The following is a 20,516-nucleotide window of genomic DNA, read 5'->3' on the forward strand; positions in this document are numbered from 1 at the left end:
TTGTCATTGAAACAGCCCGGACACAAGGCCCGGGCTGCTTGTTTTTATGACTGTTAACCTTGGATCAACGGAAGTTGACGGTTTTGTTCTCGCCGTCGGTGACTTCGATCTCACGGTAAGAACCCGCGCTTTCACCGGGGCCAATCAGCTCAACACCTGAGGCACCGACATAGTCGATCTCCTGACCCGCAGCGAGCAGTTCCAGGCCCTTGGCTAGCTCACCCGGATAGATCTTCTCGCCGGGTTCATTGGCGACGTCCATGATCTTGGATCCATAGTCCGCCGGGTTGGTGGAACCTGCGGCCTGCATGGCCAGCATGAACAGGGCGGCAGCGTCATAGGACTCAGGCGAGTAGGGCGACGAGCCGTCGAAACCCGCCGCTTCGGCCATAGCAAAGTACTTTTCAGCACCTTCACCACCCGAACCAGCGATCTGACCGAACGAGCCGTTCAGGTCCGGACCGACGTTGGCAGGCAGCGAGTCACCGATCATGCCGCCGGGCAGACCGAATGTGTCAAACGCGCCGCTGTCCAGAGCCGACTGGATGATGCCCAGACCACCTTGGTCCAGGTAGCCCGCAACGACCAGAATATCGCCACCGGCCGAGGCCAGCGCGCCAACTTCAGCCGAGTAGTCGGCTTTGCCGTCTTCGTGCGCTGCGACGATGGTGACTTCGCCACCCGACGCCTCGAACGAGGACTGGATCGCGTCCGCGAGACCCTTGCCGTAGTCGTTGTTGGTGTAGGTCAGAGCGATCGAGCTAATGCCACGATCGTTCAGGATGTCGGCCATCACCTGACCTTCACGCGCATCTGACGGCGCGGTGCGGAAGAACAAGCCGTTGTCTTCCATGGTCGACAGACCGGGCGAGGTGGCAGATGGCGAGATCATCACCATGCCATTCGGAATCGCGACGTTCTGCAGGATCGCGCCGGTGACGCCCGAGCAGTCACCGCCGATAATGCCAGCAACGCCGTCAGCGATCATGCGCTCGCCGTTCGACGTGGACAGGCCGTTGTCGATACAGCCGGTATCTGCGCGTGTCGCGGTCACGGTTGCTCCGTCCAGCAGCTTGCCGGATTCTGTGACTTCGGCCATCGCCATCTCGGCGCCCGAACCCATGGCAGGCGCCAGCGATTCAATCGGGCCGGTGAAGCCGAACAGAACGCCAAGCTTGACGTCTTCGGCCATTGCGGTTCCCGCCAGCAGAGCGGAGGCTGCAGTTGCAGTCAGCAGCTTTTTCATATGGTTACTCCCTATTGTGAACGTATTCGTTCTGCGCATGACCCTAGGCAAGCAATCCGGAAAAGAAAAGTCCTAACGCAATCGTGTTTTTACGCTCCATAATCCTATTTGTTCTCATGGTGATAACGCTGTCAGTCCGAAAGGAAGTCCCATGACGCCCAGACCCTTTGCGATTCTTGCCTTTATGATCAGCGCAGGTCTCGCCTGCGCCGAGGAGCTTGAGACATCCCAAGGTACGGTTCAGATCGAGCCGATGATCGAGGGACTGGATGCGCCCTGGGCCGTAGGCATCCTGCCTGATGGATCGTTTCTGGTGACCGAACGGGATGGCGATGTGCTTTATGTGTCGGACGGGAAATCTCAAAAAGTGAAGGGGGTGCCGAAAGTGGCCGCCAGAGGGCAGGGCGGCTTGCTGGACGTGACCATCGCGAGGGATTTCCCACAGACGCGCGAGGTTTTTCTGACCTTCTCGAAACCTCAGAGCAATGGGGCTGGCACCGCGCTGGCCGTCGCGCGCCTGTCGGAGAACGGCAAACGCCTGACCAACACGCGTATCCTGTTCGAGGCCACGCCCGGAGGCTCGGGCGGGCGTCACTTTGGCTCCCGAGTGGTTGAGGCGGAAGACGGCAGTTTGTTTGTCACCATCGGGGATCGGGGGGATCCGCCGCAGGCTCAGGACCGCTCAAACCCAATCGGGTCGATTATCCGCATCAATCGGGATGGCTCGGTTCCTGCCGACAACCCCTTTGTCGGGCAGGCGAATATTCGGCCCGAGATCTGGTCCTACGGGCACCGCAACCCTCAGGGCGCCGATCTGGATGCTCAGGGGCGTCTTTGGACATCCGAGCATGGCGCGCGCGGAGGGGATGAGGTCAACCTCGTGCAACCGGGGCTGAACTACGGCTGGCCCGTCATTTCCTATGGCAAGCACTACTCGGGCAAGACGATAGGCGAAGGCACTTCCAAGGATGGGATGGAGCAGCCACGCCACTATTGGGACCCTTCAATCGCGCCGTCGGGGTTGATGGTCTATTCAGGTGCGCTCTGGCCGGAATGGAAAGGCGACATCTTCGTGGGATCGCTCAAGTTTGATTACATCGCCCGGCTGGACGGCAACCCACTGCGCGAGGTCGAACAGATCAGAGGCCCCGAAACAGAGCGGGTCCGGGATATCGTTGAGGCCCCGGATGGGTCGATCTGGTTCATTTCCGTAGGCAATGGGGCAGTTTTTCGGCTTTCCCCGGATAGATAGATCAGTGCTCGCCCTCCTTGACTGTTGCCGAGTAACCGAGCTTGATCCTGTATCAAGAAACCATCTGAGGGTACGGTCCATTGCGCGACTTTTCGATTGAAATGTGTGACACGCTGCCAGATCAGGATGAGTTGAACGGCATCCTGTCCCAATATTATGCGTTGATCGTTGAGCGCATGACGGCCATGGGGTTTGAAATCGATCCGGCTGCGCCGCAAAGCGCGCTGGCCGAGTTTTGGGCACACTCAGAGGACTATCTGCCGCCAAACGGGTGCCTGGTTCTGACGCGAGACAGCACGGGTAAGATCATCGGCTGTGGCATGATGAAACGGCTGGATCGGGACACCGGCGAATTGAAACGCGTGTTCGTGACCGAAGCCGCGCGCGGCACAGGTGCGGGGCGTGCCATGATAAAAGCCCGAGAAGACGCAGCCCGCACGTTGGGGTTAAAGCGCCTTGTAGCTGACACGCTTACTCCGAATGTCGAAATGAGGGACCTCTATCCGAAACTGGGATTTGTCGAAATGTCCGGACCCATTGAGACGACGACCTATCTGGATCAGCCCATGCTCAGGCCCCATCTGCACTATTTTGAAAAGACCCTGTAAAGCGGCTTTACACGGACAGCCGCCCAGACTGTGCCCCGCGCTCACGGTATGGCGTGGTGTTGTAATGCGCTCGGTAACACTTGGAGAAATGGCTCGGCGAGGCAAAACCGCAGGCCAGCGCCACGTTAATCACGCTCATATCCGTCTGCATAAGCAGGTTGCGGGCTTTGTGCAGTCGCAACTCCATGTAATACCGCTTGGGTGAGCGGCTCAGGTAGCGGCGGAACAGACGCTCCAGCTGGCGGGTCGACATGCCGACATCCTTGGCCAGAATCGAAGGCGAGATCGGCTCTTCAATGTTCTTTTCCATCATCAGAATGACCTGGCTCAGCTTCGGATGTCGGACCCCAATCCGAGTGGGCGTCGACAAGCGCTGCGTGTCCTGATCCGTGCGGATTGAAGAATAGATCATCTGATCGGCTACGGCGCTGGCCAGACCCTCGCCATAGTCATTCGCGATCAGCTTTAGCATGAGATCAATGGATGAGGTGCCCCCCGCGGTGGTCATCCGGTTGCCGTCAACCTGAAACACGGATTTGGTCAGTTCCACATTGTCGAACTCTTCAATGAAGCTGTCCGAGTTTTCCCAGTGGATGGTCGCTCGCTTACCCTCCAGCAGCCCCGCCTTGGCAAGCGAATAGGCTGCCGTACACAAGCCACCGATCCGCAGCCCTTTGCGGGCCTCGCGCCGCATCCAGTTCAGGATCTTCTTGGTGGTTGCGGTCTTAACCTCGACCCCGCCACAGATCAGAACGATGTCATCACGCTGCAGCTCGATCAGGTCCTGGTCCAGCTTGAAAGTCGTGCCTGCCGAGCAGGTAATTGTATCGCCACCTTCACCGATCAAAGACCACGTATAGACAGGCTTATCTGCCATACGATTGGCAATGCGCAGGCTGTCCAGAGCCGACGCAAAGGACAAAAGCGAAAATCCATCCAATAAGACGAATACAAAATTAATCGGCTTGTCGACGTTACCGTCGACTTTGACAACTTGGCGTTGTTCTTGCATGGGTTTTTGTCCTTGATTCGGTGGCCGATGCGCCTTGGGCGCGCATGATTTGACAGATACCATGATCAAAGCTTGTTTACGACGTCAAGAGCCGCAAATCGGATATGGTCTCTCTTCCCGGCTTTTTGTATAGAGACCACCTGAATACTATCAGCGGAGATCAAGGCTATGACCGAATGGCAAAAATCGAACTGGCGCAACAAGCCCCGGGTTCAGATGCCAGACTATACCGACGCGGCCGCGCTGGCCAAAGTCGAGGCGCAGCTTTCGCAGTATCCCCCGCTGGTCTTTGCCGGTGAGGCGCGGCGTCTCAAGCAACATCTGGGTGCCGCCGGTCGCGGCGAGGCTTTCCTGTTGCAGGGCGGGGATTGTGCTGAAAGCTTTGAACAATTCAGCGCGGATGCGATCCGTGACACGTTCAAAGTGATGCTGCAAATGGCGATGGTTTTGACCTATGGCGCCAAGGTGCCGGTGGTCAAAGTGGGCCGTATGGCTGGGCAGTTTGCCAAACCGCGTAGCGCACCGACCGAGGTTGTGGATGGCGTTGAGCTGCCCAGCTACCGTGGCGACATCATCAACGAGCTGGACTTCACGCCCGAGGCGCGGATTCCGAATCCGTCCAAGATGCTGCAGGCCTACACACAGGCCGCCGCCACGCTGAACCTGCTGCGCGCGTTCTCGACCGGTGGTTTCGCCGACATGAGCCGCGTGCATTCTTGGACGCTGGGCTTCACGGATGAACAGGACGTTCAGAAATACTCCGAGATTGCCGACCGCATTCAGGACACGATCGACTTCATGGGTGCTGCGGGCATCACCGCCGAGACGACGCATGAGTTCTCGACCGTTGAGTTCTACACCAGCCACGAAGGTCTGTTGCTGGAATATGAAGAGGCGTTGACCCGTCTGGATTCGACTTCGGGCAACTGGCTGGCAGGTTCCGGTCACATGATCTGGATCGGCGACCGCACCCGTCAGCCCGACGGCGCGCATGTGGAATTCTGCCGTGGCGTTCAGAACCCGATCGGTCTGAAATGTGGCCCGACCACAACGGCCGAGGACCTCAAGGTGCTGATGTCCAAGCTGAACCCCGAAAACGAAGAGGGTCGTCTGACCCTGATCGCCCGCTTCGGTGCAGGCAAGGCGGGTGAGCATCTGCCGCGTCTGGTCAAAGCGGTCAAGGAAGAGGGCGCCAAGGTCACTTGGGTCTGCGACCCCATGCACGGCAATACGATCAAATCGGCCACCGGGTACAAAACCCGCCCGTTCGATTCGGTCCTGCGCGAAGTGCGGGACTTCTTTGGCGTGCATCAGGCCGAAGGCACCATCCCCGGTGGTGTGCATTTCGAGATGACCGGTCTGGACGTCACCGAATGCACCGGCGGCGTGCGTGCCGTGACCGAAGAGGACCTCTCGGACCGGTACCACACGGCGTGCGACCCGCGTTTGAACGCGTCGCAATCGTTGGAACTGGCCTTCCTGGTCGCCGAAGAACTGACCAACCTGCGCCGCGACCGCACCAAGCGCGAAGCAAGCTAAGGTTCAATCAATCAAAGAAAACGGCGGGTCCTTAGCCCGCCGTTTTTCTTTGGATCAGTCGTCGCGCGATGCAACCAGCCTGAGGTGCCCTTTGGGGCGTTTGAATTCTGCCTTGCCCTCGGCAAAGCCCTAAGCAAAACCGTCCGTGACTTCCAGCTTTGGCTTGGCCGGCGCCTGAACCTCGCTCACCGGTTTGATCCGGCTGTCTTGGATCGAGAAGCGGCGCGGGGTCGCTCCGATCGCGCCGTCACTGAACATGACGCCCATAACGCGACTGACATCCCCCAGATCGCTTTTCAGCGGCAAAAGCAGCATACGCGCCTGCATCCGGGCGCGCCCGAACGCGCCGCTGGACACCATATCCAATTCGGCAATTGCGGGGTTGGCAAAGACCTGCTCTAGAGCATTCGTGGCTGCCTTACGCGCCTCGGGATCGAAAAACGCGGTCAGAGGCATGCCGCGCACCTCCATCCCGGCCAGCTTGTTCAGGTGGCTGCCCGCGAGGCGAAACCGGGCCAGCCCCGGTGCAATCCGCTCGAGGATGAAGGTGTATTCCAGAATATTCTCAAGCCCACGCGGATCAATCTGCGACCGCATGGGCACGCTATTCCCGTCAAGCAACGCGGTCCAGTAGGCCTCGGCCTGACGGATCGGTGAGAGGCTGCACCCGCTGTCAAAGCGATCCATTGCGACTGTCTTTCCAAGTTTGGACTTCGAGCCAGTCCCAAAAAAGGTTTTCATTTTCATTACCCTAGCGTCTAATCACCGTCATTTTCATAAAATGCAACATATCGGAGGCATTTTCGGCCAAACGACCGAGCTAGAGACAAGATTGACACGGGTTGAGTCAATTTTGGAGCAATTCTTTAACGAATGGTTAACTTCTGTCGGACAGAGGCGGTCTCAGCAAACTCTTGCTCTGCACCGGGCAATGGCATTAGGTGCGGCTGACACGAAGACTGACAGCGATGGAAAGGGCAGTGATGATCAAATCCATGACCGGGTTCGCCTCGGGCAAGGGAGAGTTCGGCCCCCATAGCTGGACATGGGAACTGCGCAGCGTGAACGGCAAGGGGCTGGACATGCGCATTCGCGTGCCCGACTGGCTGACCGGGCTTGACGCCGCGTTGCGGGGTGTTCTGTCCAAATCGCTGAGCCGGGGCAATGTGACCTTGTCATTGCGGATCAGCCGGGACGAATCCCAGCCGGATCTGGCCTTGAACACGGTTGCGATGTCGGCGGGCCTGGACGCCTTGCAACAGACACAGACCATGGCCGAGGCAAGGGGGATCGCACTGGCCCCCTCCAAGGCGAGTGATCTGCTGACCCTCAAAGGTATGCTGGATGCGGGGGCCGAGGCAGACGATCCGGCCCTGCTGGTCGCGCAGATGACCACCGAATTCACCCCGCTTCTGGCGGCGTTTCTCGACATGCGACAGACCGAGGGCGAAGCTCTGGCCGGGATCCTGGCGTCTCAGCTGGATCAGGTCGCGGCATTGACCGCACAGGCCGCCGAACTGGCCGAACAGCGCAAGGACAAGATGGCCGAGGCGCTGCGCGAAAACCTCGCCCGCGTGTTGGATAACGCCCAAGGGGTCGAACCTGAGAGGGTGGCGCAGGAACTCGCCCTGATCGCCGTCAAGGCCGACATCACCGAAGAAATCGACCGCCTCAGCGCCCATGTCACCGCCGCGCGGGACCTTCTGGCGCAGGATGGTGCGGTTGGCCGTAAGCTGGATTTCCTGATGCAGGAGTTCAACCGCGAGGCCAACACCCTCTGCTCCAAGGCGCAAAGCGCCGATCTGACCTCGGTTGGGTTGGAGTTGAAGGCGGTGATCGACCAGATGCGCGAGCAGGCACAAAACGTTGAATAACAGTAGGAAGAACTGACATGGCAGATCGCCGCGGCCTCCTTATCATCCTGTCATCCCCTTCGGGCGCGGGTAAGTCCACCTTGGCCCGCAGATTGATGGCCTGGGATACCGAACTCGAATTCTCGATCTCGGCCACAACCCGCGAACCACGTCCGGGTGAAGAACATGGCCGCGAATACTACTTCTTGTCCGAAGACGAATTCAAACAGCAGGTGGCCGATGGGCAAATGCTGGAACATGCGCATGTGTTCGGCAACTTCTATGGCTCACCCGCTGGCCCTGTGCGTGAGTCCATCGAATCCGGCAAGGATGTTTTGTTCGACGTGGACTGGCAGGGCGAGGTGCAGATCCGCAACTCAGACCTCGGCAAACACGCGCTGTCGATCTTCATCCTGCCGCCCTCGATCCCCGAACTACGCCGCAGATTGGAGAGCCGGGCTCAGGACAGCGCCGATGTCATCGGCAAGCGCATGCTGAAAAGCTGGGATGAGATCAGCCACTGGGGCTATTACGACTATGTGCTGGTGAATGACGATCTGGATTCGACAGAGGAAAAGCTGAAAACCATCGTCAGCGCCGAACGGATGCGTCGCATTCAGCAACCAAAACTGCAAAACCACGTCCGCACCCTGCAGATGGAATTCGAGGAGCAGTCATGACCATCTACGCGCTGGGAGATCACACGCCCCAAATCCACGAAGACACCTGGGTTGCGCCGGACGCCAATCTGATTGGCAAGGTGGTACTGGAAGAGGGCGCTTCGGTCTGGTTTGGCTGCACGATCCGGGCGGATCACGAAGAAATCCGCGTCGGCGCGGGCAGCAATGTGCAAGAGAACTGCGTCATGCATATCGACACTGGTTTTCCTCTTACAATCGGGGCGAATTGCACAATCGGCCACAAGGTCATGCTGCATGGCTGCACGATTGGTGAGAATTCTCTGATCGGTATGGGGGCGATCATTCTGAACGGGGCGAAGATCGGCAAGAACTGCCTGATTGGGGCAGGGGCGCTGATCACGGAAAACAAAGAGATCCCCGACAACTCGCTGGTCATGGGGTCTCCGGGCAAGGTGGTTCGTCAGCTGGATGAAGCCGCAGCCCAGCGGAACACGCTCAGCGCGCTGCACTATCAGCAGAACATGCGCAAATTCAGGGACACCCTGAAACCGTTGGCTTAAGCGGCAGGAAACCAATCGAACATGGCTGAGAACCTTCTGGATGAATACGTGTCGGCCATTCCGATGCCCGCGCTTCTGGTCGACCAGACCGAGCGAATCATCGCCGCCAATACCGACGCCAAAACCCTGCTAAGCCAGAACATCACGGGCCGTCATTTTGCGACGATCCTCAGGCAGCCTCAGGTCATTGAAGCGATCGAGCAAAGCTTGCGCAGCAAGGGTCCGGCCAAAACGCGGCACCTTTCAAATGACGGCGCGCAGGATACAACCTTCGAGGTGATCTGCCGCTATATGAACGGCATCGGCGCGGTGTCCGGCGGGGCGGTGCTGACGATCTTTCAGGATATCACGCATCTGGAACAAGCCAGCCAGATGCGTCGCGATTTCGTCGCCAATGTCAGTCATGAACTCCGCACCCCTCTGACCGCCCTGATGGGCTTCATCGAAACCCTGCGGGGTCCGGCCCGAGATGACGACGCCGCGCGTGAGCGATTTTTGCAAATCATGACGGATGAGGCAAACCGCATGAACCGCCTTGTCGGCGATCTGCTGTCGCTCAACCGGGTGGAAAGCGAGGAACGCGTGCGCCCGAAAGAGGAGTTGGAACTGACAGGTCTGCTGCAATCCACGCTGAACTCTATGCGCCCTTTGGCCGATGACGCCGAGGTGGTGCTGACGCTTGATGCGCCTGAGGATCCGGTGACTATGACCGGCGACAGCGATCAGTTGCGTCAGGTGTTTACCAATCTGGTCGAGAACGGCATCAAATATGGCGGCAGCGGCGGCAGTGTCGAGTTGCGCGTGACCACCTCAGAGAGGGATACGGCCATACGTGGCCCGGCAGTGCGGGTGCAGATCATCGATCGAGGGCCTGGCATTGATTCCGTTCACCTGCCGCGACTCACCGAGCGGTTCTATCGCGCCGACAGTCACAGATCGCGCCAATTGGGCGGAACCGGGCTTGGGCTCGCGATTGTGAAGCATATCGTCAACCGTCACCGCGGGCGCCTTCGGGTGGAAAGCGATTTAGGAAAAGGCACTGTTTTTACGGTGATTTTACCGCGCTAGAGAGCGGGTTTCCGCAAAGCCAACATGGCCGTGCCAAAAGATTTATGACAGCAAGAGGCAAGAAAAACCCGGCTTGTCATAAAACTGTTACGTACCTGTCACAAAAGCCTTACGCACGGGGCCTAGTGGTTCGCGCAAGATCATCATGGGGGTGATCAAAAACCCAATTCTCAAGGAGACTGAAATGTCCTTTGTAAAACTGTCGGCTTCTGCGCTGGCAATTGCTGCCGTTTCGGCAACCACTGCTGCAGCTCGTGACAACGTTCAGGTTGCTGGTTCGTCAACCGTTCTGCCTTACGCATCGATCGTCGCAGAACTGTTTGGCGAGAACACCGACTTCCCGACACCGGTTGTTGAATCGGGTGGTTCGTCGGCCGGCCTGAAACGTTTCTGCGAAGGCGTTGGCGAGAACACCATTGACGTTGCAAACGCGTCGCGCGCGATCCGCGAGAAAGAAATCAAAGCCTGTGCCGAAAACGGCGTGACCGACATCATGGAAGTCCGCATCGGCTACGATGGCATCGTCTTTGCAAGCCAGCAGTCTGGCCCTGCCTTCAACGCGTTTGAGCCTTCGGACATCTTCAACGCTCTGGGCGCGAAGGTTCTGAAAGACGGCGAGATCGTCGACAACCCATACAACACTTGGGCCGAGTTCAACGGAGACCTGCCTGACGTTGAAATCGCGGGCTTCATCCCCGGTACCAAGCACGGCACCCGTGAAGTGTTCGAAGAAAAAGTTCTGCTGATCGGCTGTGAAGCAACTGGCGCCATGGAAGCGATGATCGCTGGCGGCATGAGCGAAGATGACGCAGAAGACGCATGCTTGGCTGTTCGTACCGATGGCAAATCGGTCGACATCGACGGTGACTACACCGAGACCCTGGCCCGTATCGACACCAACCCGAACGGCATCGGCGTCTTCGGTCTGGCGTTCTACGAGAACAACACCGACAAGCTGAAAGTTGCGACCATGTCGGGTATCGCACCATCGACCGAGACCATCTCGACCGGTGAATACCCTGTATCGCGTCCGCTGTTCTTCTACGTGAAGAAAGCTCATATCGGCGTGATCCCTGGCCTGAAAGAATACGCTCAGTTCTTCGTCGCTGACGAAATCGCTGGCCCTTCGAGCCCGCTGGCCAACTATGGCCTCGTTGCTGACCCTGAGCTGGCAAAAACTCAGGAAGCGATCAACAACGAAGTGACCATGGGTTCGGGCAGCTAAGCCGATCTATGGATGAATGTTTGGGGCGGCGGATCTCGCCGTCCCTTTCTGCGACTATAGCCCAGTCAAGAATAGTGGGGATATGATGCCGATATTTTGGCTTGTTCTGATCGTGTTGGCGATCGCTGTGCTCGGCTATGTTCTGGGACGGGCCCGCGCAATTCAAAGCGCAGGAGGCGAACCGCGAGACTTGCATTCGTTGCCAGCCTATTACGGCGCAAATGTTCTTTTGAAGACAATTGTCCCGGCTTTTGGCCTTCTCATTATCTGGCTGCTGGTTCAGCCGTTGTATGTGAATTCCAAGGTCTCGGGCATGATCCCCGATACATCAGTCAAAGAGGGTTCCTCTCTAAGTTTGGTCATGGCCGAGGTGCGTCGCACGGCTAGCGGACTTCAAGCCGCTGTGTCGCAGGGAAATATGACCGAAGCAGCCGCTAGTGACCCCCAAGCCGATCTGACCGAAGTGACTCAGAACCTGAAAGATGCGGGTCAAGTGGTTACATCCGATATCACCCAACCGGTGCTAAACGCGGCACAGAGCCATCGCGCTTTAAATGCAACCGGATATGGAATCATGACCGTCGTGGTTCTGGTCGTGGCGCTGATTGGCGCCGGGGCAGGCTGGATGCAAACCAAGGCGGACTATCGCGCCCGCAACGTTGTTGAGCAGGGTGTGCGCTTTCTGCTACTCGCAGCGGCCTCGATTGCAATTCTGACCACCGTTGGCATTGTTCTGTCACTGGTTTTCAATACATGGGAGTTTTTCAAGCTCTACCCGGCCCCAGAGTTCTTTTTTGGCCTGACCTGGTCGCCCAGCTTTTCGGGCCGGGGCGGGTTGTCGGAACTGGGGATCATCCCGCTGCTTTGGGGCACGCTCTATATCTCTATAGTTGCTCTGCTGGTGGCTGTGCCGATTGGGCTGTTTGCCGCGATTTACCTCAGCGAATATGCATCGCCCGCCGTGCGCTCTGTTGCCAAGCCGTTGCTGGAGGTTCTGGCGGGCATTCCAACCATCGTATACGGCTTGTTCGCCCTGCTGACCGTCGGTCCTCTTTTGCTGGACGTCTTTGGTGACAACGGATTGGGCTGGATGAAGGCGGGTACGGCCGTGATGACAGCCGGTCTGGTGATGGGCATCATGCTGATCCCCTTTGTGTCGTCGCTGTCCGACGATATCATCAACGCCGTGCCACAAGCGATGCGTGACGGGTCCTATGGCCTGGGTGCAACGCAGTCCGAAACCATCCGCCAGGTGGTTCTGCCTGCCGCGCTACCGGGCATCGTGGGTGCGATCCTGCTCGCAGCCTCACGTGCTATTGGTGAGACCATGATCGTGGTTCTGGGGGCAGGGGCAGCCGCTCGGCTTAGCCTGAACCCGTTTGAGGCGATGACAACCGTCACCGCAAAAATCGTGAGCCAGCTGACCGGCGACGCAGACTTTGCCTCGCCAGAAGCGCTGGTTGCCTTTGCGCTCGGCATGACACTGTTCGTTGTCACGCTGGGCCTGAACGTCTTTGCCCTTTACATCGTGCGTAAGTACCGGGAGCAGTACGAATGACAGACGCAAGCATGCAAACCCCAGAAACGGGTCGCCAAGCTGTTTCCCTGACTGCATATGATGCGCGGACCCGCAAACGCGCCAAGGCAGAAAAACGCTTCCGCACCTATGGTATCGTCGCGATTGCGACCGGTCTGTTCTTCCTGATCGTCCTGTTCGCATCGATCCTGTCCGAAGGTATTCCAGCCTTCACCCGGACTGTTGTCAGCGTTGACTTCACCTTAACCCAGCAAGAGCAGGAAGAGGCTGAAAGCACGCTGTTCAAGACCAAAGCCTATTCGGACCTATTCATCGCGGCACTGAACAAAGAGCTCGATGAAAGCGGTCTCCAAGTCGATTTCGACGAAGCGGCAATTGAGCGTCTGCTGGGTAAAGTAGGCGGAACCATTCGAACATTCTACGCAGAAAACCCGGACAAACTGGGCGAGCCTATCGAGTTTGATCTGGCAGCCTCAAGCCGCGTTGATGGATACTTCAAAGGCCGGGTGTCGCGCGACACCATACAGGATAGTCGTTTCCTCCAGAAAAGTGATCTGGATCTGGTCGATGCACTCAAGGAAGCTGGAATCATCAAACAGGTCTTCAACTGGCCGTTCATCACGGGGGCAGACTCGGGCGTGGACAACCCTGGCGGCGCCGGCATTGGTGCTTCGGTTGTAGGATCGTTCTTCATGATGCTGGTGGTTCTGGCGCTTTCGCTGCCAATTGGCGTAGCCGCGTCGATCTATCTGGAAGAATTCGCGCCGCAAAACAGGTTCACCGATCTGATTGAGGTAAATATCTCGAACCTGGCTGCGGTTCCTTCGATCGTGTTTGGTATCCTTGGTCTGGCTGTCTTCATTCAATTCATGCACCTGCCGCAATCGGCCCCGCTGGTTGGTGGCCTGGTGCTGACCTTGATGACCTTGCCGACGATCATCATCTCGACCCGGGCGTCGCTGAAAGCAGTTCCGCCGTCGATCCGTGATGCCGCACTTGGGGTAGGGGCTTCCAAAATGCAGGCGGTGTTCCATCACGTTCTGCCGCTGGCCGCGCCCGGTATCCTGACCGGTACAATCATTGGTCTGGCGCAGGCGCTGGGGGAAACCGCTCCGCTTTTGCTGATCGGGATGGTGGGCTTTGTTGCCCGAGGCTACCCAGACGGATTCCTTGCCGGGTTCACAGAACCAAACTCAGCCATGCCTGCCCAAATCTACACTTGGGCTGCGCGCGCAGACGTTGGGTTCTACGAAAAAGCTTGGGGCGGGATCATCATCCTTTTGATTTTCCTGCTGACAATGAACATCATCGCAATCATTCTGCGCCGCCGCTTTGAACGCCGCTGGTAAGAAGGGCAGACCCATGAACGACATGTCACGAGTGGAGAGACAAGTGGATACCAATGAAATCAAGCTGGAGTGCCGGGACTGCCAAGTCTTTTACGGTGACACTCACGCCATCAAAGATGTGAATGTCGATATCGAAGACAAGACTGTCACAGCCTTCATCGGTCCTTCAGGCTGCGGTAAATCCACGTTCCTGCGCTGTCTGAACCGGATGAACGACACAATTGATGTCGCACGTGTTGAGGGCAGCTTCAAACTGGACGGCGAAGACATCTACGACAAACGCGTTGATCCGGTTCAGCTGCGCGCCAAGGTCGGGATGGTGTTCCAGAAACCCAACCCGTTCCCGAAGTCGATCTATGACAATGTGGCCTATGGCCCGCGAATCCATGGTCTTGCCAAGAACAAAGCGGAACTGGATGAGATCGTCGAGAAATCCTTGCGTCGCGGTGCAATCTGGGAAGAGGTCAAGGATCGTCTGGACGCTCCGGGCACCGGCTTGTCTGGCGGTCAGCAGCAGCGCTTGTGCATTGCCCGCGCGGTGGCGACAGAACCCGAAGTTCTGCTGATGGACGAGCCTTGCTCGGCACTGGACCCGATTGCGACTGCCCAGGTCGAAGAGTTGATTGACGAACTGCGCGCTCAGTATTCGGTGGTCATCGTGACCCACTCGATGCAGCAGGCCGCGCGTGTCAGCCAGAAAACGGCCTTTTTCCACTTGGGTAACCTCGTCGAGTTCGGCGAAACAGGACAGATTTTCACCAACCCGGTGGACCCGCGCACCGAAAGCTACATCACTGGCCGGATCGGCTGAGCACAGGTATTCCGAAATGAACGATTCAGAACAACATATTGCCTCTGTCTTCGACCGCGATCTCGAAGCGATCCAGGCACATATCATGAAGATGGGCGGTCTGGTCGAAGCCGCGATCATGGGCGCCGCCCGCTCGCTAGAAACGCGGGACGAGGAACTCGCCCAGCAGGTGCGTCAGGGCGACAAAGCCATCGACGCGCTCGAGGACATCATCAACGAGGAAACCGCCCGCCTGATCGCCCTGCGCGCACCGACGGCAAGCGACCTGCGGCTGGTGCTGTCGGTACTGAAGGTATCGGCCAACCTTGAACGGATCGGCGACTATTCCAAGAACATCGCCAAGCGGACCACGGTGCTGGTGAACTCGGGCGAGATCAACGGGAGCGCCTCGGCGCTGCGCCGGATGGCGCGCGAGGTTGAGGTCATGCTGCGCGACGCGCTGGATGCCTATATTCAACGGGATGCCGAACTGGCCGCCGATGTCATCGACCGCGATGAAGAGGTGGACCAGATGTACAACGGATTGTTCCGCGAATTCCTGACCTTCATGGCCGAGGATCCGCGCAGCATTTCGTCCTGCATGCACCTGCATTTCATCGCAAAGAACATCGAGCGTATGGGCGACCACGTGACCGCCATTGCCGAGCAGGTCGTGTATCTGGTCACCGGCGAGCGCCCGACCGAGTCGCGCCCCAAGGCCGACACAACGTCGCAAACCGTCTAGGAGACGCCTCTCATGTCTGCAGATCAACCAACGGTTCTGGTGGTCGAAGATGAGCTCGCCCAGCGTGAAGTGCTGGCCTACAACCTTGAGGCCGAAGGCTTTCGCGTCTCGAAGGCGGCCAGCGGTGACGAGGCGCTGTTGCTGGTGGACGAAGACAGCCCGGATATCATCGTTCTGGACTGGATGATGCCCAATCTCAGCGGAATCGAGGTCTGCCGACGCCTGAAAACGCGGCCCGACACCCGTTCTATTCCGATCATCATGCTCTCGGCGCGGTCGGAAGAGGTCGACAAGGTGCGCGGGCTTGAGACTGGCGCAGATGACTATGTGGTCAAGCCTTACTCAGTCGTGGAACTCATGGCTCGGGTGCGGACCCAGTTGCGCCGTGTACGCCCAGCGACGGTGGGTATTCGCCTGGAATTCGACGATATCATACTGGATTCCGAGACCCACAAGGTCAGCCGTGGCAGCCATTCGCTGAAACTAGGTCCGACCGAATTCCGCCTTCTCAGCACCTTCATGGAAAAACCAGGCCGGGTCTGGACCCGTGAGCAATTGTTGGACCGGGTCTGGGGCCGCGACATCTATGTCGACACCCGTACGGTCGACGTGCATATCGGCCGTTTGCGCAAAGCGCTGACCCAGCATGGCGGCAATGATCCTGTGCGGACTGTGCGCGGGGCAGGGTACGCCTTAGGATAAAAAGGGAAGAGGGTGTCGGCCCCCTACCTATGACATTTACTCATAATCGGGTGTCAAACTCTTGCTGTTTTTCCTCGAAGTGCCACGTTAATGTGCAGCAACTTCAGACAGACCGGAGACACCCGATGAACGCCCCTGCCACCAAACCGACTTTGCGCGCAAAAGATGCGCCGGATCTGGGTAAGTTTGCCTGGGACGATCCGTTCCGCCTGTCCGACCAGTTGTCAGAAGACGAGCGCATGATCGCCGACAGCGCGCGCGCATACGCGCAGGAAAAGCTGCAGCCGCGCGTCACCGCCGCATTCCAGAACGAAGAAACCGACCCCGAGATTTTTCGCGAAATGGGCGAGATGGGCCTTCTGGGCACCACGATCCCGGAGGAATATGGCGGCCTTGGCAGCGGCTACGTGTCCTACGGCCTGGTCGCGCGTGAGGTTGAGCGCGTGGACTCGGGCTATCGCTCGATGATGTCAGTGCAAAGCTCGCTGGTGATGTACCCAATTTATGCTTACGGGTCGGAGGAACAGCGCCGCAAATACCTGCCGAAACTGGCTTCGGGCGAATGGATCGGCTGTTTCGGCCTGACCGAAGCGGATGCCGGGTCTGACCCCGCGGGCATGAAAACACGGGCCGAAAAGATCGACGGCGGATACCGCTTGACCGGCACCAAGATGTGGATCTCGAACGCGCCAATTGCGGATGTCTTCGTGGTCTGGGCCAAGTCAGACGCGCATGACGGTAAGATCCGAGGCTTCGTTCTGGACAAAGGTCAGCCCGGCCTTTCTGCGCCGAAGATCGAAAACAAGCTCAGCCTGCGGGCCTCGATCACCGGAGAGATCGTGCTGGATGGCGTTGAGGTGGGCGAGGGCGCTTTGCTGCCTCATGTGCAAGGTCTGAAAGGCCCGTTCGGCTGTCTGAACCGCGCGCGGTATGGGATCAGCTGGGGCGTGATGGGTGCAGCCGAACACTGCTGGCACGCGGCTCTGCAATATGGTCTGGACCGTAAGCAGTTCAACAAACCGCTCGCGCAAACGCAGCTGTACCAACGCAAACTGGCAGACATGCAGACCGAAATCGCTTTGGCTCTGCAAGCAAGCCTGCGTGTCGGTCGCCTGATGGATCAGGCCGAAGCGGCGCCCGAGATGGTTTCCATCGTCAAACGCAACAACTGCGGCAAAGCGCTGGACATCGCGCGCATGGCCCGTGACATGCACGGCGGCAATGGTATCTCGCTGGAATTCCAGGTTATCCGCCACATGGTCAATCTGGAGACTGTGAACACCTATGAGGGTACTCATGACGTTCACGCTCTTATCCTTGGACGTGCGCAAACTGGGTTGCAGGCTTTTTTCTAGGTCTTAAAGGCGGTTAGGTGTAGGGTTTGATCTAGGGCGATACTATTCTGTAATGCCTGTAATTGGTATTATGGTAAATATGAGGATCTCTAGTCAAACCCAACCACCGAGGATAACGAATTGGAACTCAGCGGAAAGACAGTTGTCATAACCGGCGCCGCTGGCGGTATTGGCAAAGGTCTTGCTGAGAGGTTCTCTGCAGATGGCGCCAACGTAGTCTGTTCCGACATCGACGGAGCGACTGCGCAATCCTTGGCGGAGAAAATCGGCGGGCACGCGTATCCGTGCGACGTCGCCAGCGAAGCGCAGATCAAAGCGCTTATCGAGCATGTCGAGGACGAGATTGCTCCGATCGATCTGTTTTGTGCAAATGCCGGAATTCTTACGCTCGGCGGTTTGGACGTGCCAGACGAAGACTGGAACCGTATCTGGGACATCAACGTGATGTCCCATGTCTGGATGTCACGTCATCTTATTTCAAGGTTCCTCAAACGCGGTCATGGCTACATCATGATCACGGCGTCGGCTGCCGGGCTTTTGAACCAACCCGGAGCAGCGCCGTATGGCGTCACCAAACACGCGGCCATCGGTTTTGCAGAATGGTTGGCGTTGACCTACGGCCATAAAGGTTTGAAGGTTTCGGCCCTATGCCCGCAAGCCGTCAGATCCGAGATGACACGCGGTCATGAAACCTCGGTCGCGGCTATTGACGGAATGCTCGAGCCGGAGGATGTCGCACAGGCCTGTGTGGACGGTATTCGAGCCGAGCAATTCCTGATCCTGCCGCATCCCGAAGTCCTTGAATACATGCGTCACAAAACGGCTGACTATGATCGATGGCTGCTCGGCATGAACAAGTTAAATCAACAGTTTATAGGCGATCCTTAAGAACGGCCATTCGGCCGTCGCATCAATCCTTCTTGCGCAACCGACGCCACCAGAACACCATCTTCGGAATAGATGGAGCCGCGATTGAAAGACCGCCCCTGCCCCGTCCACGGCGATTCCATCGCGTATAGATGCCAGTCTTCAAAACGCACCGGCGCATGAAACCACAGCGCGTGATCCAAGCTTGCCGCGTTTACCTGACCCGTGAACCAGCTCAGCCCATGGGGCCGCATGCCGGAGCTCATCAGGCTCATGTCTGAGGCATAGGCCAGTATCAGATGCTGTGTAAGGGCATCAGTTGACGCAGCTCCGGGCATTCGGAACCAGATCTTGTTCTGATCGTCGGAAATTTCAGGTCGAAATGGGTCGAGATGGTCTACTTCGCGCACCTCTATTGGCCGCTCGCGCAACAATTCTTTTTTCATTTTTTCAGGGACTTGATCCACATACTTGTGGCGAAGTTCGCTGCGCGATGGATGGGTTTCTGGGCTCTCAGAAGACGGCATTGGATGCTGATGAGACCATCCCTCATCCTCTACATGAAAGGATGCAGACATATTGAGGATCTGCTTACCGTGTTGGATCGCAACAACGCGCCGCGTGGTAAAAGACCCGCCGTCTCTGGCCCGGTCCACTTGATAAACAACGGGAATACTGGGATCACCCGGACGGATGAAATAAGCATGCAAGGAATGGCAGAGCCTGTCATCAACCGTTCTGTAAGCCGCTGCTAGTGCCTGAGCGATGACTTGGCCGCCAAAGATACGCGTCGGTGTCTCACCACCTGATCCAGTGCCCCGGAACAGGTCAACCTCAAGCCGTTCGATGTTCAGAAGATCCAGGAGAATACGCTCAGCTTCGGTCATGTGTTGCTCGATCTTGTTCATTTGGGGGATGAGGTACCAACACCCGCGCCATCAATCAATCACCGCACCCAAAACCAGAGCTTTGAGTTCCGCGCGGGATGGATAAGAGCTGGACGGCGACAATTGAGTGAAGAACACAGCTGTCAAATCCAAGGACCGGTCAATCCAGAAATAGGTCGAGGCCATACCACCCCAACTGAAATCCCCGACAGACCCAGGCACTCCAGTACGACCCGGGTTCAGCACGACAGAGCCGCCCAACCCAAACCCCATACCTTCCATCGGTTGTTCCGCAAAACTACTGGGGCCCATGGAGGCAATATCGCCAGGTAAGTGATTGATCATCATGAAATCTACTGTCTTCGGACCCAATAGCCGTTCGCCATCGACCTGCCCTCGATTCCGCAGCATTTCAACAAACCGGCTATAGTCATCAATCGTTCCGACCAAGCCGCCACCGCCCGAGAACGTGGTGGTGGATTCGAACGGAGAAGATCCCGCTTGATCCACCAGCCTGAGCGTATCCTCGGACTGTTCGGCCGAGTTAAGATCCATCGCGTCACCGGCCAGAGGCGTATAGAGCGACGCAAATCTATCACCAGCGCCTTTGGGAACCACAAAGCCAGTCTCTCGCATACCAAGCGGTTCAAAGATGTCCTGCTGGAAGAACTGGTCCAACGTCTTTCCCGAGACGACCTCAACAACGCGACCTAGGACGTCGGTGCTTACCGAATACTCCCATCGGCTACTCGGTTGAAATGCGAGTGGCAGCGCGGCGAGATCGCTTACTCTGTCCTTAAGAAGCCCTTGATTGGGTTTGAAGATCATATCCCGCTCATCCATCGCCGATGGCAGAAGACCAGGATTGAATGGGTAGCTGAACCCGCTCGTGTGGGTCAGTAGCTGATGGAGCGTCGGTGGCGGCGCGGCTTGGGTCTGATCCAACCGCTCGGCATTGGGAACCAACGCCTGAGGCGCGGAAAACTCGGGCAGATACGAGGACAAAGGTGCGCCAAGCTGGATCAATCCACCCTCGACCAGCATCATCAACGCAACTGAGGTGATCGGTTTGGTCATCGAGTAGATACGGACCAGCGTGTCACGTTCGAAAGGGAGTCCTGCTTCGACGTTGCGCTGACCGCAGGCGTGGAAGAAGACCTCCTGCCCTTTGTGTTTTAGAAGAACTGAGCTGCCGGGATATTTTCGTTTATCTACATAGCGTTGCATCCACGGGCGAACGCGATCCAACCTGTCTTGATCCAACGTAACCGGCATTCCAA

General features: G+C 57.7%; 20 protein-coding genes. 15 read left to right on the top strand and 5 right to left on the bottom strand.

The annotated features are described in order from the left end of the window. Positions 1-64 precede the first annotated feature (64 nt). Entirely contained in the window at positions 65-1,246 is a 1,182-nt protein-coding gene (locus tag ACR3FB_RS08485) for an ABC transporter substrate-binding protein (RefSeq protein ID WP_170458188.1), read from the bottom strand. A gap of 151 nt (positions 1,247-1,397) precedes the next feature. On the opposite strand from ACR3FB_RS08485, the gene ACR3FB_RS08490 reads away from it, so the two are divergent. Both ACR3FB_RS08490 and ACR3FB_RS08495 read left to right on the top strand, forming a co-directional pair. Then, the gene (locus ACR3FB_RS08490; protein ID WP_480564665.1) at positions 1,398-2,498 is read left to right on the top strand and encodes a PQQ-dependent sugar dehydrogenase; all 1,101 of its coding nucleotides are present in this window, start codon (positions 1,398-1,400) and stop codon (positions 2,496-2,498) included. Between the two features lie 80 nt (positions 2,499-2,578). Next, positions 2,579-3,106, top strand: a complete 528-nt coding sequence (locus ACR3FB_RS08495) for a GNAT family N-acetyltransferase (RefSeq protein WP_480565569.1) — start codon at positions 2,579-2,581, stop codon at positions 3,104-3,106. Positions 3,107-3,113: 7 nt separating this feature from the next. Here the strand turns inward: ACR3FB_RS08495 and ACR3FB_RS08500 are convergent, their stop codons facing one another. Then, complete coding sequence (locus ACR3FB_RS08500; RefSeq protein ID WP_170548735.1) at positions 3,114-4,118, bottom strand: GlxA family transcriptional regulator; 1,005 nt, start codon at positions 4,116-4,118, stop codon at positions 3,114-3,116. Positions 4,119-4,286: 168 nt separating this feature from the next. Here ACR3FB_RS08500 and ACR3FB_RS08505 point away from each other — a divergent pair, with 168 nt between their 5' ends. Next, positions 4,287-5,657, top strand: coding sequence for a class II 3-deoxy-7-phosphoheptulonate synthase (locus ACR3FB_RS08505; protein WP_170373710.1), 1,371 nt, complete (start codon positions 4,287-4,289; stop codon positions 5,655-5,657). A gap of 129 nt (positions 5,658-5,786) precedes the next feature. On the opposite strand, the gene ACR3FB_RS08510 is transcribed toward ACR3FB_RS08505, so the two are convergent. Further along, positions 5,787-6,398: a PAS domain-containing protein gene (locus ACR3FB_RS08510; protein WP_480565571.1), complete on the bottom strand. Its 612-nt coding sequence runs from the start codon at positions 6,396-6,398 to the stop codon at positions 5,787-5,789. Between the two features lie 242 nt (positions 6,399-6,640). Here ACR3FB_RS08510 and ACR3FB_RS08515 point away from each other — a divergent pair, with 242 nt between their 5' ends. The 12 genes from ACR3FB_RS08515 to ACR3FB_RS08570 all read left to right on the top strand — a co-directional run bounded on the left by ACR3FB_RS08515 (position 6,641) and on the right by ACR3FB_RS08570 (position 18,370). Beyond that, positions 6,641-7,531 carry a YicC/YloC family endoribonuclease gene (locus ACR3FB_RS08515; protein ID WP_480564657.1) on the top strand — a complete coding sequence of 297 codons (891 nt, stop codon included), beginning with the start codon at positions 6,641-6,643 and terminating at the stop codon, positions 7,529-7,531. A 17-nt stretch (positions 7,532-7,548) separates the two neighbouring features. Continuing rightward, complete coding sequence (gene gmk / locus ACR3FB_RS08520; RefSeq protein WP_170466957.1) at positions 7,549-8,190, top strand: guanylate kinase; 642 nt, start codon at positions 7,549-7,551, stop codon at positions 8,188-8,190. Then, positions 8,187-8,711 carry a gamma carbonic anhydrase family protein gene (locus ACR3FB_RS08525; protein WP_480564655.1) on the top strand — a complete coding sequence of 175 codons (525 nt, stop codon included), beginning with the start codon at positions 8,187-8,189 and terminating at the stop codon, positions 8,709-8,711. The genes gmk and ACR3FB_RS08525 overlap by 4 nt, the downstream gene beginning before the upstream one ends. A gap of 21 nt (positions 8,712-8,732) precedes the next feature. Further along, on the top strand, positions 8,733-9,779 hold the full coding sequence (locus tag ACR3FB_RS08530) for a sensor histidine kinase (protein ID WP_480564652.1): 1,047 nt from the start codon (positions 8,733-8,735) through the stop codon (positions 9,777-9,779). A 184-nt stretch (positions 9,780-9,963) separates the two neighbouring features. Continuing rightward, positions 9,964-11,004, top strand: coding sequence for a substrate-binding domain-containing protein (locus ACR3FB_RS08535; protein ID WP_170548721.1), 1,041 nt, complete (start codon positions 9,964-9,966; stop codon positions 11,002-11,004). 85 nt (positions 11,005-11,089) lie between these two features. Continuing rightward, entirely contained in the window at positions 11,090-12,562 is a 1,473-nt protein-coding gene (pstC, locus tag ACR3FB_RS08540) for a phosphate ABC transporter permease subunit PstC (RefSeq protein ID WP_170638703.1), read from the top strand. Next, positions 12,559-13,890: a phosphate ABC transporter permease PstA gene (pstA, locus tag ACR3FB_RS08545; RefSeq protein WP_170665129.1), complete on the top strand. Its 1,332-nt coding sequence runs from the start codon at positions 12,559-12,561 to the stop codon at positions 13,888-13,890. Before pstC ends, pstA begins: the two co-directional genes overlap by 4 nt. A 13-nt stretch (positions 13,891-13,903) precedes the next feature. Continuing rightward, positions 13,904-14,701 (top strand): phosphate ABC transporter ATP-binding protein PstB, encoded by a 798-nt coding sequence (pstB, locus tag ACR3FB_RS08550; protein ID WP_170373719.1) that lies wholly within the window; start codon positions 13,904-13,906, stop codon positions 14,699-14,701. A gap of 16 nt (positions 14,702-14,717) precedes the next feature. Beyond that, on the top strand, positions 14,718-15,425 hold the full coding sequence (phoU, locus tag ACR3FB_RS08555) for a phosphate signaling complex protein PhoU (protein ID WP_170373720.1): 708 nt from the start codon (positions 14,718-14,720) through the stop codon (positions 15,423-15,425). Positions 15,426-15,437: 12 nt separating this feature from the next. Further along, complete coding sequence (gene phoB / locus ACR3FB_RS08560) at positions 15,438-16,127, top strand: phosphate regulon transcriptional regulator PhoB (RefSeq protein ID WP_480564648.1); 690 nt, start codon at positions 15,438-15,440, stop codon at positions 16,125-16,127. A 125-nt stretch (positions 16,128-16,252) separates the two neighbouring features. After that, positions 16,253-17,482 carry an acyl-CoA dehydrogenase gene (locus ACR3FB_RS08565; protein ID WP_170466946.1) on the top strand — a complete coding sequence of 410 codons (1,230 nt, stop codon included), beginning with the start codon at positions 16,253-16,255 and terminating at the stop codon, positions 17,480-17,482. Between the two features lie 120 nt (positions 17,483-17,602). Next, a complete protein-coding gene (locus tag ACR3FB_RS08570; RefSeq protein WP_480564645.1) occupies positions 17,603-18,370 on the top strand; it encodes an SDR family oxidoreductase in 768 nt (255 codons plus the stop codon). On the opposite strand, the gene ACR3FB_RS08575 is transcribed toward ACR3FB_RS08570, so the two are convergent. Both ACR3FB_RS08575 and ACR3FB_RS08580 read right to left on the bottom strand, forming a co-directional pair. Further along, positions 18,367-19,236: an acyl-CoA thioesterase gene (locus ACR3FB_RS08575; RefSeq protein ID WP_480565005.1), complete on the bottom strand. Its 870-nt coding sequence runs from the start codon at positions 19,234-19,236 to the stop codon at positions 18,367-18,369. The two genes, ACR3FB_RS08570 and ACR3FB_RS08575, sit on opposite strands and share 4 nt — an antisense overlap. A gap of 51 nt (positions 19,237-19,287) precedes the next feature. Further along, positions 19,288-20,511: a serine hydrolase domain-containing protein gene (locus ACR3FB_RS08580; protein ID WP_480565575.1), complete on the bottom strand. Its 1,224-nt coding sequence runs from the start codon at positions 20,509-20,511 to the stop codon at positions 19,288-19,290. Positions 20,512-20,516 lie beyond the last annotated feature (5 nt).

This window comes from Ruegeria sp. AO1 (assembly GCF_056535985.1).

Bases quoted from the DNA above. Each gene is read 5' to 3' on its own strand.
- ACR3FB_RS08485 (WP_170458188.1), bottom strand. From the start codon at position 1,246: ATGAAAAAGCTGCTGACTGCAACTGCAGCCTCCGCTCTGCTGGCGGGA.
- ACR3FB_RS08490 (WP_480564665.1), top strand. From the start codon at position 1,398: ATGACGCCCAGACCCTTTGCGATTCTTGCCTTTATGATCAGCGCAGGT.
- ACR3FB_RS08500 (WP_170548735.1), bottom strand. From the start codon at position 4,118: ATGCAAGAACAACGCCAAGTTGTCAAAGTCGACGGTAACGTCGACAAG.
- ACR3FB_RS08505 (WP_170373710.1), top strand. From the start codon at position 4,287: ATGACCGAATGGCAAAAATCGAACTGGCGCAACAAGCCCCGGGTTCAG.
- ACR3FB_RS08510 (WP_480565571.1), bottom strand. From the start codon at position 6,398: ATGAAAACCTTTTTTGGGACTGGCTCGAAGTCCAAACTTGGAAAGACA.
- ACR3FB_RS08515 (WP_480564657.1), top strand. From the start codon at position 6,641: ATGATCAAATCCATGACCGGGTTCGCCTCGGGCAAGGGAGAGTTCGGC.
- gmk (WP_170466957.1), top strand. From the start codon at position 7,549: ATGGCAGATCGCCGCGGCCTCCTTATCATCCTGTCATCCCCTTCGGGC.
- ACR3FB_RS08525 (WP_480564655.1), top strand. From the start codon at position 8,187: ATGACCATCTACGCGCTGGGAGATCACACGCCCCAAATCCACGAAGAC.
- ACR3FB_RS08530 (WP_480564652.1), top strand. From the start codon at position 8,733: ATGGCTGAGAACCTTCTGGATGAATACGTGTCGGCCATTCCGATGCCC.
- ACR3FB_RS08535 (WP_170548721.1), top strand. From the start codon at position 9,964: ATGTCCTTTGTAAAACTGTCGGCTTCTGCGCTGGCAATTGCTGCCGTT.
- pstC (WP_170638703.1), top strand. From the start codon at position 11,090: ATGCCGATATTTTGGCTTGTTCTGATCGTGTTGGCGATCGCTGTGCTC.
- pstA (WP_170665129.1), top strand. From the start codon at position 12,559: ATGACAGACGCAAGCATGCAAACCCCAGAAACGGGTCGCCAAGCTGTT.
- pstB (WP_170373719.1), top strand. From the start codon at position 13,904: ATGAACGACATGTCACGAGTGGAGAGACAAGTGGATACCAATGAAATC.
- phoU (WP_170373720.1), top strand. From the start codon at position 14,718: ATGAACGATTCAGAACAACATATTGCCTCTGTCTTCGACCGCGATCTC.
- phoB (WP_480564648.1), top strand. From the start codon at position 15,438: ATGTCTGCAGATCAACCAACGGTTCTGGTGGTCGAAGATGAGCTCGCC.
- ACR3FB_RS08565 (WP_170466946.1), top strand. From the start codon at position 16,253: ATGAACGCCCCTGCCACCAAACCGACTTTGCGCGCAAAAGATGCGCCG.
- ACR3FB_RS08575 (WP_480565005.1), bottom strand. From the start codon at position 19,236: ATGACCGAAGCTGAGCGTATTCTCCTGGATCTTCTGAACATCGAACGG.
- ACR3FB_RS08580 (WP_480565575.1), bottom strand. From the start codon at position 20,511: ATGCCGGTTACGTTGGATCAAGACAGGTTGGATCGCGTTCGCCCGTGG.